14 protein-coding genes and 2 pseudogenes are annotated in these 15,828 nt (G+C 41.5%); 10 read left to right on the plus strand and 6 right to left on the minus strand.

Annotated elements, in window-relative coordinates:
• The first annotated feature begins 243 nt into the window (after positions 1-243).
• Entirely contained in the window at positions 244-1,011 is a 768-nt protein-coding gene (locus tag LI074_RS02135) for an ABC transporter ATP-binding protein (RefSeq protein WP_173697613.1), read from the plus strand.
• The gene (locus LI074_RS02140) at positions 1,004-3,025 is read left to right on the plus strand and encodes an FtsX-like permease family protein (RefSeq protein WP_173697614.1); all 2,022 of its coding nucleotides are present in this window, start codon (positions 1,004-1,006) and stop codon (positions 3,023-3,025) included. The genes LI074_RS02135 and LI074_RS02140 overlap by 8 nt, the downstream gene beginning before the upstream one ends.
• 351 nt (positions 3,026-3,376) lie before the next feature.
• Here the strand turns inward: LI074_RS02140 and LI074_RS02145 are convergent, their stop codons facing one another.
• The 5 genes from LI074_RS02145 to LI074_RS02165 form a co-directional block, all read right to left on the minus strand.
• A complete protein-coding gene (locus LI074_RS02145; RefSeq protein WP_173697615.1) occupies positions 3,377-4,195 on the minus strand; it encodes a DUF4097 family beta strand repeat-containing protein in 819 nt (272 codons plus the stop codon).
• Positions 4,192-4,806, minus strand: coding sequence for a DUF1700 domain-containing protein (locus LI074_RS02150; protein WP_055052532.1), 615 nt, complete (start codon positions 4,804-4,806; stop codon positions 4,192-4,194). Before LI074_RS02150 ends, LI074_RS02145 begins: the two co-directional genes overlap by 4 nt.
• The gene (locus LI074_RS02155) at positions 4,803-5,120 is read right to left on the minus strand and encodes a PadR family transcriptional regulator (protein ID WP_055153994.1); all 318 of its coding nucleotides are present in this window, start codon (positions 5,118-5,120) and stop codon (positions 4,803-4,805) included. Before LI074_RS02155 ends, LI074_RS02150 begins: the two co-directional genes overlap by 4 nt.
• 302 nt (positions 5,121-5,422) lie before the next feature.
• Positions 5,423-5,833, minus strand: a complete 411-nt coding sequence (locus tag LI074_RS02160; protein ID WP_118569123.1) for an Ig-like domain-containing protein — start codon at positions 5,831-5,833, stop codon at positions 5,423-5,425.
• A 1-nt stretch (position 5,834) separates the two neighbouring features.
• Positions 5,835-6,737 carry a LysR family transcriptional regulator gene (locus LI074_RS02165; protein WP_055153990.1) on the minus strand — a complete coding sequence of 301 codons (903 nt, stop codon included), beginning with the start codon at positions 6,735-6,737 and terminating at the stop codon, positions 5,835-5,837.
• Between the two features lie 394 nt (positions 6,738-7,131).
• Here LI074_RS02165 and LI074_RS02170 point away from each other — a divergent pair, with 394 nt between their 5' ends.
• The 3 genes from LI074_RS02170 to ttdB all read left to right on the plus strand — a co-directional run bounded on the left by LI074_RS02170 (position 7,132) and on the right by ttdB (position 10,096).
• Positions 7,132-8,397 (plus strand): SLC13 family permease, encoded by a 1,266-nt coding sequence (locus tag LI074_RS02170; protein ID WP_118329999.1) that lies wholly within the window; start codon positions 7,132-7,134, stop codon positions 8,395-8,397.
• Between the two features lie 145 nt (positions 8,398-8,542).
• Positions 8,543-9,448, plus strand: a complete 906-nt coding sequence (ttdA, locus tag LI074_RS02175; RefSeq protein ID WP_008707380.1) for a L(+)-tartrate dehydratase subunit alpha — start codon at positions 8,543-8,545, stop codon at positions 9,446-9,448.
• Positions 9,449-9,463: 15 nt separating this feature from the next.
• Positions 9,464-10,096 (plus strand): L(+)-tartrate dehydratase subunit beta, encoded by a 633-nt coding sequence (gene ttdB / locus LI074_RS02180; protein WP_173697616.1) that lies wholly within the window; start codon positions 9,464-9,466, stop codon positions 10,094-10,096.
• Between the two features lie 319 nt (positions 10,097-10,415).
• Here the strand turns inward: ttdB and LI074_RS18090 are convergent.
• Positions 10,416-10,505, minus strand: a pseudogene (locus LI074_RS18090) (DUF6783 domain-containing protein); the annotation flags it as partial.
• Between LI074_RS18090 and LI074_RS18095 the strand changes: the two are divergent.
• The 5 genes and pseudogenes from LI074_RS18095 to uvrB form a co-directional block, all read left to right on the plus strand.
• A pseudogene (locus LI074_RS18095) lies at positions 10,476-10,544 on the plus strand (hypothetical protein); the annotation flags it as partial. The pseudogenes LI074_RS18090 and LI074_RS18095 sit on opposite strands and share 30 nt — an antisense overlap.
• A 179-nt stretch (positions 10,545-10,723) precedes the next feature.
• Positions 10,724-12,646: a transporter substrate-binding domain-containing protein gene (locus tag LI074_RS02185; RefSeq protein WP_243280919.1), complete on the plus strand. Its 1,923-nt coding sequence runs from the start codon at positions 10,724-10,726 to the stop codon at positions 12,644-12,646.
• 13 nt (positions 12,647-12,659) lie between these two features.
• Positions 12,660-13,013 carry a sensor histidine kinase gene (locus LI074_RS02190; protein WP_243280918.1) on the plus strand — a complete coding sequence of 118 codons (354 nt, stop codon included), beginning with the start codon at positions 12,660-12,662 and terminating at the stop codon, positions 13,011-13,013.
• A 25-nt stretch (positions 13,014-13,038) separates the two neighbouring features.
• The gene (locus LI074_RS02195) at positions 13,039-13,308 is read left to right on the plus strand and encodes a response regulator (protein WP_265107631.1); all 270 of its coding nucleotides are present in this window, start codon (positions 13,039-13,041) and stop codon (positions 13,306-13,308) included.
• A gap of 389 nt (positions 13,309-13,697) precedes the next feature.
• Complete coding sequence (gene uvrB / locus LI074_RS02200) at positions 13,698-15,686, plus strand: excinuclease ABC subunit UvrB (RefSeq protein WP_022379890.1); 1,989 nt, start codon at positions 13,698-13,700, stop codon at positions 15,684-15,686.
• Positions 15,687-15,828 lie beyond the last annotated feature (142 nt).

Consider the following 15,828-nt stretch of genomic DNA (forward strand, 5'->3'; position numbering starts at 1 on the left):
CTCTAAAGAGCAAACAGTAGTGGTGCCATGGATGCACCCTGAAAAAAGGCGGTATCCCGCCTTAATTCAGATGCTCTGGTAACTCAGTTACCGAGTAATTCACAGGAAACCTGCTAATATTTAAGTGACACGAAACCTTACAGAAATGTAAGGTTTTTTCATATAATGTAACCTGTTTCGATGGCAGAAGCCGTAAAAAATCCTTATACTTACGGTATCAATTAAAAGAAAGGAGCCCCATTTATGGCTTTGCTTGAAGTTACAAATATCAAAAAAATATACAGTACACGTTTCGGGGGAAACAAGGTACAGGCGCTTTCAAATGTTACATTTTCTGTAGAGGAAGGTGAGTTTGTCGCGATTATGGGGGAATCTGGTTCCGGTAAGACAACCTTGCTGAATATTCTTGCGTCTCTGGATCGTCCGACATCCGGAGAGGTTCTTCTGGAAGGAAAAAATATCGTATACCTTACAGAAAAAGAAATATCAGCATTCCGAAGGAAAAATCTTGGATTTGTTTTTCAGGATTTTAATCTGCTGGATACCTTCAGCCTGAGAGATAATATTTATCTTCCACTTGTTCTTACAGGAGAAGATTATCGTGAGATGGAACAGAAAATCCGCCCGATTGCGAAGGCTCTTAAGATCACAGAGCTTCTGGATAAATTTCCATATGAAGTTTCCGGTGGTCAGAAACAACGTGCTGCTGTTGCAAGGGCGTTGATCACGAATCCCAAACTGATTCTTGCGGATGAACCGACGGGCGCACTTGATTCAAAGGCGGCATCAGCACTTCTTTCCGTATTTGGTGAAATCAATGCAGAGGGACAGACAATCCTCATGGTCACACACAGTGCACAGGCAGCCAGCCATGCGTCCAGAGTTCTTTTCATCAAAGACGGAGAAGTTTTTCATCAGATATACAAAGGCAGTAAATCGCGTCAGGAAATGTATCAGATGATCGCGGATACGCTTACGATACTTACGACAGGTGGTGAGCAGCATGCATAAGGGAATTTTTTCCAGACTTGCAAAACAGAATATCCGAAACAACAAAAGCACATATATTCCATACATAATCACCTGTATTTTCTGTATTGCAATGATTTATATGATGGAATTTCTGCGTGACTGCCCGACACTGGATCAGGCAGTGCGTCAGGCGGATGAAGTGCGTATGATCGTGTTTACAGGAGAGATAGTCGTAGAGATTTTCTGTATTATTTTTCTGATCTACAGTAATAGTTTTCTGATGAAGAGAAGGCAGAAAGAGATAGGTCTTTATAATATTCTTGGACTGGAAAGAAATCACATTGGAATCGTAATGTTTCTTGAAACGATCATTACCTCAATAGGTTCACTTGCCGGCGGTATTGCAGCCGGAATTATTGGAAGTAAGCTGGCACTTCTTTTGCTGTTAAAGCTGCTTCATATCCCTTCAGTGCTTGGATTTTATATTTCAGTAAAGGGGATTTTTACCTGTCTGTTCATGTTTGGCATCGTATTTTTGATGATTTTGTTTCTGAACCTTGCGAAAATTCATTTAAGCCGTCCGGTAGAATTACTTCGCGGTAATAATACCGGAGAAAAAGAACCGGCAGCAAAATGGCTTATGGCATTGATTGGTTTTATTTGCCTTGGTGCAGGTTATTACCTTGCGGTTACGACTGAATCTCCAATCAAGGCAATTACGATATTTCTTCTTGCTGTTATTCTTGTTATGGCAGGCACTTATCTGCTTTTTACCGCAGGAAGTATTGTGATTCTGAAGTTTCTCCGACGCAGAAAGAGTTTTTATTACAGGACTGGAAATTTTATCAGCATATCGGGAATGCTTTATCGAATGAAGCAGAACGCAATCGGTCTGGCAAGTATCTGTATACTAAGTACAGGTGTTCTACTTATGATTTCCATGACAGTTTCCATTTATTTCGGAATGAATGATATTATGCTGAATCGCTATCCGTATGATGTTGATATGTCTGTTACCAGCATAAGCGAAGATGAATGTCAGACCGCAATAGAGGCTTTTGAAAAAGCTATTGCGGATAATAAAGTTCCGGTAGAAAAGTCTGTGGAGGAAATCTATCTGGATATCGTATGCAGCAAAAACGGTGATCAGATTCTGATAAAACCAGCAAATACTATTCGAAATTCTGATTCGGTACTGGTACTTTCTCTTTTGAATCAGGCAGAATATGAAAGACTTACAGGAATTTCTGCAAATCTTAGTGATGGTGAAATTTTTGCATGGTATCCTTCAGCTGTGCAGAAAGATTCAGTTACTGTTGATGAGACAGAATTTACAGTGAAAAAATGGCTGGATAAGAATCCCCTGACCTGTGGCGAAGATGCAGTCAGTGATAATGCAGTGCTGGTTGTTACAGATGAAGATTTTAAGAAATTTGATGAGATGCGTACAGAAATGTATAAAGGCGTTTCTTCTGCTCCTGCGGGAGAGGATCTGACACTTCATCTTGGTCTGGATATTACCGGTTCGGAGACAGATAAGATTGATTTTGGAACCCCGGTAATGGAGGTTGTTAAAGACTTGAAGAAAAATGGAGGCTTGTCAGAAAACTCATGGATAACTTCCGGAATCCGCCAGCAGGAATATGAGTCCTATTATGCGGATAATGGTTCTCTTTTGTTTATCGGAATCTTTCTCGGTTCTCTTTTCCTTATGGGAACAGCTATGATTATTTATTATAAACAGATTTCTGAAGGATATGAAGATCAGAAACGATTTGAGATTATGCAGAAGGTTGGATTAAGCCGCCGGGAGGTCAGAAGTTCTGTCCGCAGACAGATTCTGATGGTATTTTTTCTCCCGCTGTTAATGGCAATGCTTCATATTGCCATGGCATTTCCAATGATACGAAGAATGCTCCTGCTCTTTGGAATGACAAATACGAAGCTGTTTATTGGATGTACGGCGGGAACAGTATTGATCTTTGCTGTTGTGTATGGGTTGATTTATCTTATGACGGCGCGTTCTTACTATCATATTGTAGAACGCAAATAAAATAAATATCAGGGTCAGAAGATTCTTAGATTATTCGTGTTTATACGATGAGATTTTGGAAACTTCTGACCCTGATATGTTTATTTATATTTTATGATTAGATAGAATTTTTCAGTCAAAAAGAATGAGCGTATTAGAGCGTGTTTGAAAAATCATTCAGCATTCCTTTTTTTCTTAACCAGAGCATAAATCCAACACAGAGAATCAACTATAATATAGAGGACATCGGTGTTGCCAGCCCGATATGGAACAGAGAGATATTCGGCTGGATACTCATAATGTAAGATACCGGCACTCTGACGCAGAATGCACCAAGAATTCCCTGTATCATAACTGAAGTAAACAGTAACGTTATCTGCACTTCAGCCTTATACTTCCACTGTCAGTCTGGATCAACAGATTGCCACCCGTTCCTTTCTGTGTGTAAGAAATATCACAGTCATCCTGGTCTTCCACCATCTTACCGGTCAGCGCATCATCTACATTGATATCTCCCATATCAGTATTCACCTGTATGTTCCATGTGCGCATCACGTCTTCTTTACCAATAAAACAAAGATCACCCATATCCGTTTTCACTTTCAGATTATTGAAATCACAATTTTTAAAAAATACATCTCCTGAATCCGTCTGAACGGCTCCATTTTCGATTTCGCATCCGTTCAGCAATATATTGCTCATATCCGATTTAATATCTGCAAGCTTCCATTTCTGACCTTTCGGCACGTAAATTGTTACCACATTTTCATCTGTAGTAAGTGTTCCTTCACCCAAAAGACCCGACAAAAATCCGATATCAACATGATAATAAGTCTTCCCATCATTGTTATTTTCCTGAATCCTTAATTTACCATCCTTTACCTGATAACTGATCGGATCCTTTTTCTGATCGGATGCCCGATAAGAAATATAACAGTACTGATCATCTGAACTGACTACTTGCAAATTCATATCTGTCATGGAGATGTCTGCTGAGTCGAAATCATCAAGCTTTGTTTTCTCAAGAACCATCTCATTATCGCTTTTTTTTGCAGCTCCATCCATTTTGTTTAAATCTGCTGATTTCACATATTTACTTCCACCGCTCGCAACACCGATGCCCGTCAAAGCTGCACCACATACACAGCATCCGACTCCTGCTGCAAGCCATACCTTTGCCCATCTTTTCATCGTTCTAACCTCTCTCTCTTTCTGCCTGTGATCCGGCGTACCAGCTTCGCAATCAGCATGCTGCTCCATTTACATAGATATACGCACAACAGTACACCAAGGATGCCAGCGCCCACAGCCAACAGACCACTTCCTGTAAGCATTGCAAAACCGCTCATAGAAAACGGGACTGCCAGTATACCGCGGACAAGGATTTTCCCGCCAATAAGCATCAGACATAAAACTACACATAACAAAATTGCAAATACACACACAACTAATGCAAGAACGACTGCAGCAAATGCTGCCAGAAGCGGAGCTCCTACCGGTGCAGCAAATAATACCAATAGCGCTATCCATACCACATGTTTTCCGGAACCTTTCTGTTCTGCTCTGGTCTGTCCATCTGTTTCATAATTCTGATGATCTTCTATTTTCTTATTCAGAAGATTCGCCATCAGTTCTCTGGCAGCCTCCTTCGGCGTACCAAGTTCTTTCATCAGTTCTTCTGCTCCTTCCTCATCTGTCTCCTGAAAATACTCGGTAAAATATTCCATTGCATCTTCATAGTCCTGTCTCGGAAGCTTCCGCAGATATTTATGCAGCTGGTTTAAATATTCCTCTCTGCTCAACCTCTTATCCTCCCTTCAATAATTCCATCTACAGTGTCTTTGTAGATTTGCCATTCATTGCTCAGATATGCAATCTGTGCCTTGCCTTCTTCTGTAAGGGAATAGTATTTTCTCTTTCTTCCCTGATACTCCTGCGAATAGGTAGTCAGATATCCTGCAATTTGTAACTTCTTCAATATGGGATAGAGCGTAGATTCTTTAATGTCAGCAGCCTTCTTCACTGTCTGACTGATCTCATAACCATAAGAATCCCTGCTTTCTACCACTGACAGTATCATATATTCAATCAATAATGCTGATACCGGAAAATACATAGAATCACCTCCTGGTATATATGTAAAATATTTATATATATAAATTTTACATATACTATACTTCGATGCTACCACAATGTCAATACATATATAAAATTTTTATATATATTTTTCGGAGCTCAATCGTTATGGTATCTCTGGACAATCTGCAATGGATTTCTGATATCAAACTATTCATTTGACTATCTTTTGGAGTGTGTTTGAACATATCGGTATTTCGTGGAGTCTGACTCCAATATGCATGACCTCATGTGGTCATAAAAATATGCGCATCAGCCGTAAAACTGATGCGCACATAAAAATTATTTTACTGTAACTGTAATCACTTTATATATACCATTCTGTGCATATACCCATATCTTACAGTTTCCCTTTCTCATAGCTTTGATTACACCATCAGATGTCACAGTTACTACTTTTGTATTACTGCTTTCATAGCAGAGATTTCTGTGGTGTTTGATTTTTTTGTCTTTCTTTATTTCTATAGCTGTAATCTGAGCAGTTTTACCTTTCTTTAAGGTTACTTCTGTATCATTCTTCTTATTTCCAATCTTTATAATGGAAACAGCTTTGGCTACGCCGTATTTTCCATCCTTAGTTATTGAATGTACTGCTACGGAGGTACCTGTGATTACTTTCTTTCCATCCACCATCTTGTAAGCCTTTACAATGTACTTGTAGTAAGTTGCTTTTTTCAGCTTAGTGGCGTACAAATCAGAACTTCTGAATCAGCGGATGTTCCCGGTAGTACATCTTGGTGAAGTTCAGGAATTTCTGCATATTGTCACTGATATATTTCCCTTTTTTCCATATCATTCCGATCTTTATGCGGATGGGTGGACTGAGGGGAATTCCTTTTATGCCGGAAGAGGCAAATCTGTCGGTCATGCTGGAATAGAGAAAGCTGCCATATTTACAGGTCTTTACTAACTGCAAAATCGTATAAATCTGGCTGCTGCGCATGACGATGTCCGGAATGTAACCGTCCATTTCGAAGCGTGTTTTCAACAACTGGTTCTGTACGGAATCGGCATTGAAAAAGATCAAAGATTCTTTAGACATTTCTTTGGTGGTCACAACTTCTTTGTCTGCCAGTCGGTGGTCATCACTTACACAAAAAACAACCTGGTCGTTGGCCAGAAGAGCCTTGTTAAATTTATCAATATTATACTGTTCCATATTTACCAGAGCCAGATCCAGAGTGTCATCCTGTACCAGATTGCAGGCACGAACAGAGCCATATTCCTCCAGAACAACAGCGATTTCCGGATATTGGTCATGAAATGCGATGAGAAGCTCAGGGAAAAAGACAGTGCTCAGCATAGGCGGGATCCCAATACGAAGAGGGGGCTTTACCCTCGCCATACTGGAGTAATCTGCCTGAAGCTCGTTGCAGTATTGAAGAATGTAGGTGGCTTTATTATAAAGCTCCTCGCCTTCTTCAGTAAGAATCAGCCTGTTTCCCTTTCTATAGAAAAGGCTGATACCGAATTCAATTTCCAGGTCGCGGATAGCAACGGACACAGTGGGCTGAGTAACGTATAATTCCTCGGCTGCCTTTGTGATACTGTGGCAGCGGCTGGCTGTGCAAAAGTAACGGAGTTGGTTAAGTGTCATAAGTAATTTCCTCTAAGTTCGTTGTAGTGTGTCGAAATATGTCATTTCTATAGCAAGTATAGTATTTTCTGAAACTGCTTTAAGTTATCTTCAAATAAAAAATACCATATACCTATCATAATTTCCATATTTATTTCTAAAGTTTTTTTTAATATAGTAATATTGCATAAAAAAACCTGCTAAAATTGAGATTATAAAAATTTTTTATGGGGATATGCAACCCATTAATTTGTTTTTTTATACGTGCATGATTTATAATAAACTCATCAAAGGAAACGTGCACGGCCGGTACCTTTCAAGAGAGATTAATAAAAAAAAGACGGATAAGTAAGACAAAAGCGAAGAGCAAAATAAAAAATGAAATCACAGAAAAAAGTGAAAGGAGATCAATAAAATGTCTCAACAAACAATCACACTGTTATTTCTTGTGTTTACGATCATTAGTTTCATCCTCGAAAAGATACCACTTGGGCTTACAGCTTCGATCTGTGCAATCGGATTGACACTCACCGGAGTAGTGGATGTATCTACAACGTTTTCACAGTATGTAAACAGTAACGTAATCCTTTGTGTCGGCATGTTTGTAGTAGGTCAGGCACTATTTGAAACAGGAATGGCAAATAAAATCGGAGGTCTGGTCACCAGATTTGCCAGAACAGAAAGAACATTGATCATTGCGATCATGGTAATCGTAGGTGTGATGTCCGGATTCTTATCAAACACAGGTACAGCAGCAGTGCTGATCCCTGTAGTCTGTGGAATCGCTGATGAATCCGGCTATTCAAGAAGCCGCCTTTTGATGCCACTGGTATTTGCAGCAGCGCTTGGCGGGAATCTTTCCATCATCGGTGCACCCGGAAACCTGATGGGTGTAAACGCACTTCAGGAAATGGGGCTTTCCACAAGCTTTTTCATGTATGCACCGGTGGGAGTCCCGATGCTTCTGGTAGGAATTATCTACTTCGTTTTCATTGGATACAGATTTCTTCCGGATGGAAAAGGGGCTGTAGGGGCAACTGTTGAAAAACAGAAAGATTTCAGTGATGTACCGAAATGGAAACAGACTGTTTCACTGATAGTTCTGATACTTGTGATTCTTGCAATGATTTTTGAGAAACAGATCGGAGTCAGCATTGAGATTTCTGCATGCATCGGAGCAATCATTCTGGTGCTGGTTGGAGTTCTTTCAGAAAAAGAAGCACTGGCTTCCATTGATCTGAAAGTAGTATTCCTTTTTGGAGGATCTCTTACACTTGCCAAAGCCCTGGACACAACAGGTGCCGGTGAACTGATAGCAGATAAGATCGTAGGACTTCTGGGTGCAGACCCGAACCCGATTGTGCTTCTTCTGGTAATATTCATTGTAACCTGTGCACTGACAAACTTCATGTCAAACACAGCCACAACCGCACTGATGATCCCAATTGCAGTTTCTCTGGCAAACAACCTTGGTGCGGATCCGAGAGCTGTTGTTATCGCAACTGTTATCGCAGGCTCCTGTGCATATGCAACACCGATTGGAATGCCTGCAAACACTATGGTAGTAGGACTTGGAGGATATAAATTCAAGGATTACGTGAAATCAGGTTTACCGTTGATTCTGGTATCCTTCGTGATCTGTATGATCCTTTTGCCTGTTCTGTTCCCGTTCTATCCGTGAGAGGATAAACCATATGAGACGGAAGATTTTCCGCTTAATGTAAATGTATCAATAGAAATAAAGCAGAAAACATGCTGCTTTAGATAAATAACCCAAAATTAAAAGCCAAACAACCCTAAACCATTGAATGATCAGGAGGTAAATCATGACTAAGGAAAATGGAGTTAAAGTATTAACAGACATGGTAGCAGATTTTGTTGCCCATATTGGAAAAAAATTACCGGACGACGTAGTAACAAAACTGGAAGAGCTTGGTTCTCAGGAAAGCGCAGCACTTCCAAAAGTACTTTATGAGACAATGACTAAGAACCAGGGACTGGCTGTAGAACTGAACCGCCCAAGCTGCCAGGACACAGGAGTTCTTCAGTTCTGGCTGAAATGCGGAACTAATTTCCCGTACATCAACGAGCTGGAAGCCCTTTTGAAAGAAGCTGTTGTACAGGCTACTTTTGCAGCACCATTAAGACATAACTCTGTAGAAACTTTTGACGAGTACAACACCAAGAAAAACGTTGGAAAAGGAACTCCGACTGTATGGTGGGACATCGTTCCAAACAGTGATAAATGTGAGATTTACGCATACATGGCAGGAGGCGGATGTACTCTTCCGGGAAAAGCAATGGTACTTATGCCAGGTGCAGGATATGAAGGCGTTACCGATTTTGTTCTTGATCAGATGACAACTTACGGACTGAATGCTTGTCCTCCGCTTCTTGTGGGTGTAGGTGTAGGAACATCTGTAGAGACAGCAGCCCTCAACTCCAAGAAAGCACTTATGCGTCCGATCGGTTCTCACAATGACAATGCAAATGCAGCAAAAATGGAGAAGCTTCTGGAAGACGGAATCAATGCAATCGGCCTTGGACCGCAGGGAATGGGCGGAAAATATTCTGTAATGGGTGTTAATATCGAGAATACAGCCCGTCATCCGTCTACAATCGGTGTAGCAGTAAATGTAGGCTGCTGGTCACACCGCCGTGGTCACCTGACCGTAAATTCTGACCTTACAGTAACCTGTGATACACATTCCACATGGAAATTCAACGCATAATCGGAGGGAAAAAACATGATCAAAATCAGAGGAGATAAAAAAGTTCTTATTACACCAATCAGTGAAGAAGACCTGGCTGACATCAAAATCGGTGATATTGTATGGCTGGACGGAGAGCTGATGACCTGCCGTGATGTGGCACATCGCCGTCTGGTTGAGTATGGAAGAGAACTTCCATATGATATCAAGGACAAAGCAATTTTCCACGCTGGCCCAATCGTTCGTAAAATTGAGGGAACAGAAGATGACTATGAAATGGTTTCCGTTGGACCGACAACCTCCATGCGTATGGAGAAATTTGAGTATGAATTTACTAAGCTTACAGGTGTAAGAGTAATCGTTGGAAAAGGCGGAATGGGACCGAATACAGAGCGTGCATGCAAAGAATTTGGTGCGATCCACTGTGTATTCCCGGCTGGCTGTGCAGTAGTAGCTGCAACAGAGGTTGAGAAGATCGTAGAACATCACTGGGATGAGCTTGGAATGCCTGAGACCTTATGGTGCAACAAGGTAAAAGAATTTGGTCCACTGATCGTATCTATCGATGCACAGGGCCGCAACCTGTTTGAAGAAAACAAGGTTATCTTCAATGAGAGAAAAGAAGCTGCTAAGCAGGCTATTTATCCGGAAGTTAAGTTTATTAAATAATGCATTTCAGTTTTACAAAAGTAAAAACCGTACGATTTCTTCTTTATTGTTTCAAAGATAAAAAAAGATAAACATCATCTAAGATGAAAAGAAGAGGTGGCTCACAGATTTCCTTCATACATGGTCTGTGGGCTGCTTTTTTCTGTATACGAAATTTAAATAAATAGTAACTTTAACCGAATCAAGTAAGTCCCCTGCGGAGGTTGCGAAAAGCAATAAGCAGTGGGTGGGGACTCGCGTACAAATGATTATGCCACTGCTACATCTTTTTCCTCCGCCTTGAAATAAAAAAAATTATCCTGCAAGATTGTTTCAGGAATTAACATGTCGACACATTAGAGCGTGTCTGAAAAATCATTCCCGCAATCTGCACGCCCCACTTTGCGATATATTTTATCCGAATTCGGTTGTCGTAGCCCATGAATTTTGGCAAGTAAAGATTATCTGAAAACTGAAAAAATAGGTATAAAAAATAAATATAGGGCTGTTGCAATGACGGAAAATAAGGTATGATATCTGCAGAAGCATGATACATGTTTCCATAACCCGGGTGAAGTAAATGAAAAAGGCAATAATCTGTTGGGATATCTTCACCGGACAGTCACAAAATCATTTGGAGAAAGTTATATGAAAAAGTTTAAGTTAAATGTACAGAGACATATCTGCATTTTATTATGCCTTATTTTATATATTACTGTGCTTCCCATTCCTGTATCAGCACAGGAGGACAGATCTAAGGTTGTCAGGGTAGGCTGGTATGAGGGAACTTATAATACCACAGGAGCAGACGGTCAGAGGAGAGGCTACAGCTACGAATACCAGCAGGCAGTAGCTGCGCATACCGGATGGAAATATGAATATGTGGAGGGAAGCTGGGCAGAACTGATGAGTATGCTGAAAAATGGACAGATCGATCTGCTGGGAGGCATTTCCTATACAGAGGAACGTTCCACTTCCATGCTTTTTTCAGAATTGCCTATGGGAGAGGATAAATATTACCTGTATGTGGATACTTCTAATACAGATATCTCCACTTCAGATCTGACTACATTAAATGGAAAAAGAATCGGTATGCTGCCGAATGCACTTCCTGCCGAAATGTTCCATGAGTGGGAGAAAAGTCATGGAGTGAACACGCAGCAGGTTGATATTACCGGTGCAGATGATATTCGTCAGAAATTGAAAAATCATGAAATTGACGGATTTGTTTTAAATGAATCTCCACAGTGGGAAAGAGACGATATTTCACCAGCTATTCTGATTGGTGGCTCCTATAACTATTTTGCAGTCAGCAAAAAACGCCCGGATCTGAAAGAAGAGCTGGATCAGGTAATGCAGAAGATAGAGAGGGAGAATCCTTTTTATAAAGACGATCTTTATAAAAGGTATCTCTCCGCAAATTCCCTTGAAACTCTTACGGATGAGGAGCAGAACTGGCTGGAACAGCATGGGGCGGTCCGGATTGGATATCTGAAAAATGATGTGGGTATCAGCCTTGTGGATACGGAGTCAGAGAAACCGGTAGGAATTATTAACGATTATATTAGTCTGGCTTCTGGCTGTCTGGGAGAAAAAAACATAGAATTTCAGTTGACAGGCTTTGATTCTCAGGAGGAAGAACTGCAGGCATTAAAGGATAGCAGGATTGATATGATTTTTCATATGAATCAGAATCCATATGAAGCTGAGCAAAACGATGTTATATTGTCAAATACTGTTTTTGAAGTCAATGTTGCAGTACTCACCGGTGTTAAGAAGTTTGATGAAAATAAAGAGAATACAGTAGCAGTGAGCAGGAATAACCTGCTGGGGAAGTGGTATATTTCTTTTAACTATCCTTTCTGGAAAATAAAGGAATATGACTCATCTGCTGAGGCCGATAAAGCAGTTCAAAGTGGAGAGGCAGACTGCTTTGTTGCGAAGGCAGGACAGTCATTAAAGACACTGGAGGACAGCAAAATGCGCAGTATTTTTCTTACGAAATCCGGCGCTTCCTGCTTTGCGGTCACCAGGGAAAACACAACATTAATGAATATCCTGAACAAAACCATTCAGACTCTGCCTGATTCCAGACTTTCCAGTCAGTTTTGCGTATATGAAAACGCACCTGGCAAGGTTACTCTGGCAGAATACATAAAGGATAATCTGTGGGTAGTTTCCATTTGGTTTGTAAGTGTGGTCTTGATTATTGTGTGGATTATAGTTTATCTGCTGATACAAGCGAGAAAAGCCCAGATTCAGGCAGAAAAGGCCAATGCCGCCAAATCAGATTTCCTTTTCAATATGTCTCACGATATCCGGACACCCATGAATGCCCTGCTGGGATACAGTGAGCTGATGAAAAGGGAATTGACTGATCCCAAGCTTCTGGATTATCAGGAGAAGATGGAACAGTCCGGAAATCTGCTGCTGTCTATTATCAACAATGTGCTGGACATGGCCCGGATTGAAAGCGGTAAGGTGGAACTGGATGAAGATTATGTGAAGATCAGAGATATTTATCAGGGAATTTACAAAATTTTCCAGGCGGATACGGACTCAGGTAATTGATACAGGTATCGGAATGAGCGAAGAATTCCTTCCATCTCTCTTTGAGGCTTTTGCCAGGGAACGAAATACAACAGACGGAAAGATTGCGGGAACAGGTCTGGGAATGCCGATCATAAAGAAGTATATTGATATGATGTACGGAACTATTGAAGTAGAAAGTAAGCAGGGAGAAGGAAGTAAATTTACAGTTACCCTGGAATACAGGATTGCTGATAAGAGTTACTATGAACGGGCTACGGAAAAATTTTCAGATATGGATGAAACCAGGATCAGCGGAAAACATATTTTGCTTGCAGAGGATAATGATCTGAATGCGGAAATCGCAGAGTTTATCCTGGAGGATATGGGACTTATGACTTATAGTTGACCGTGTTGAGGATGGAGTTCAATGTGTGTCAAGGATAGAACAGAAACCGGCAGGCACCTATGACCTGATCCTTATGGATATCCAGATGCCGAACATGGATGGCTACAGGGCAACTGAGATGATCCGCGGACTGTCAGATAAAGACAAAGCCACTATTCCGATCATAGCCATGACAGCCAATGCCTTTGAGGAAGACAGAAAAAAGGCACTGGCAAAAGGAATGAACGGACATATTGCAAAACCTGTTGATGCAGAAAAAGTTGAGAAGACTATTTGTGGGGTTTTGAGCAGGTAGTGAAGCGGATGATCTTATCCGCTTGAATAAGTGGATTGTGAACTATCCATTTTATTCCAATATTCATAAAGAAGGGGTAGTTTTGTATGGAGCAGCTTGAAAAACAAAAGGAATATTGAATCCGTTCTCAGTAACGTAGCCGAAATTCATTCCAGATTGCCTGCGGCAATGGAATTTTGGCTTGTATGTCTCGGGATTTTGGCATATTCATGCCAAAACACCTCGCGGGATAGTGGTGTGTGAACAGTAACTAGAAAACATATAAAGTGCAGAACAGGTATTCGCTTGCTCTGTACTTTTTTTATATGGGATGATATACTGAAAATATAACCATATTAAACATATTTCAATTTTTGATAAGTGAAATTTGATTAAAACAGGAGAATATTATGGATCATTTTGAATTGCATTCCGAGTACAAGCCAACTGGCGATCAGCCTCAGGCAATTGAACGTCTGGTCAGAGGCTTTAAAGAAGGCAACCAGTTCGAAACTTTACTGGGTGTCACCGGTTCCGGCAAGACATTTACCATGGCGAACGTCATCGCCCAGCTAAACAAACCAACCCTCATCCTCGCCCACAACAAAACTCTCGCAGCGCAGCTTTACGGTGAGATGAAAGAATTCTTCCCTGAGAACGCAGTGGAATATTTTGTCTCCTATTATGACTACTATCAGCCGGAGGCTTATGTCCCATCCTCAGACACTTATATTGCTAAAGATTCCTCCATCAATGACGAGATTGACAAACTCCGTCTCTCAGCCACAGCCGCAATGTCAGAGCGGAAAGACGTAGTGGTCATTTCCTCCGTTTCCTGTATCTACGGACTGGGTTCCCCTCAGGAATTCTTTGACATGATGATCTCTCTGCGTCCGGGAATGACCAAAGACCGGGATGAGGTAATCCGGGAACTGATCGACATTCAGTACACCAGAAATGAGATGGACTTCCACCGAAGCACCTTCCGTGTCCGTGGAGATACTTTGGAAATTTTTCCTGCCAACAGCTCCGATACAGCCGTGAGAGTAGAATTTTTCGGAGATGAGATCGACCGTATTTCAGAAATTGATGTACTGACAGGAGAAATCAAATGCCAGCGTTCTCATATCAGCATCTTCCCTGCATCCCACTATGTAGTGCCAGCAGAACAGATCCAGAGAGCAGCTGTAGCAATAGAAGAAGAATTAAAAGAACGTGTAGAGTATTTCAAAAGCGAAGACAAGCTTCTGGAAGCCCAGCGAATCTCAGAACGCACCAATTTCGACATTGAAATGATGAAAGAAACCGGATTCTGTTCAGGAATCGAAAATTATTCCAGACATCTGTCAGGATTAAAGCCCGGACAGCCGCCATACACACTGCTGGACTATTTTGGAGATGACTTCTTACTTATTATAGATGAATCTCATATCACAGTACCTCAGGTAGGAGGAATGTACGCCGGTGACCAGAGCAGGAAGCAGACACTGGTAGACTACGGATTCCGGCTTCCTTCAGCCAAAGATAACCGCCCCTTAAGCTTCGAGGAATTCGAATCCAAACTGGATCAGGTCATGTTTGTATCTGCCACTCCGGGACAATATGAGTATGATCATGAACTTCTCCGTGCAGAACAGATCATCCGTCCAACCGGACTTCTGGATCCGAAAGTAGAAGTCCGCCCTATTGAAGGCCAGATCGATGATCTGATCGGAGAAGTAAACAAAGAAGTGTCAAAGAAACACAAAATCCTGATTACCACTCTCACCAAACGAATGGCAGAAGACCTGACAGAATATATGAAAGAAGTAGGAATCAGAGTCCGTTATCTCCATTCCGATATCGATACCTTAGAACGTGCCCGCATTATCCGTGATATGCGTCTGGATGTCTTTGATGTACTGGTAGGAATCAACCTCCTTCGAGAAGGCCTGGATATCCCGGAGATCACCCTGGTAGCAATCCTGGATGCAGACAAAGAAGGCTTCCTCCGTTCCGAAACCTCTCTCATCCAGACCATCGGACGAGCTGCCCGAAACAGTGAAGGCCATGTGATCATGTACGCAGACAACATGACCGATTCCATGCACAAAGCCATCACCGAAACCAACCGCCGCCGAACCATCCAGGAAGCCTACAACAAAGAACACGGAATCACTCCGACTACTATCAAAAAAGCAGTCCGCGACCTCATCGCCGTATCCAAAGCAGTAGCCGAAACCGAAGTCCGACTCCAGAAAGACCCAGAGTCCATGACCCGTAAAGAACTCACCAAACTCATTGCCCAGGTAGAAAAACAAATGCGCGCCGCAGCCGCAGATCTCAACTTCGAACAAGCTGCAGAACTCCGCGACAAAATGATCGACCTGAAAAAGAACCTTGACGCTCTTGATAAATAGAACAAATGACCTGAAACAAGAAAATAATAATTGCGGTCAAGCCTGTGAGAAGAAAAGAATGACCTAAAACAGTAAAATAATAATTGCGGTCAAGCCTGCGAGAAGAAAAGAATGACCTGAAACAGAAAAAGAACAATTACAG

This window comes from Blautia sp. MSK18_10 (assembly GCF_020553185.1).
Classification (GTDB): domain Bacteria; phylum Bacillota; class Clostridia; order Lachnospirales; family Lachnospiraceae; genus Blautia_A; species Blautia_A wexlerae.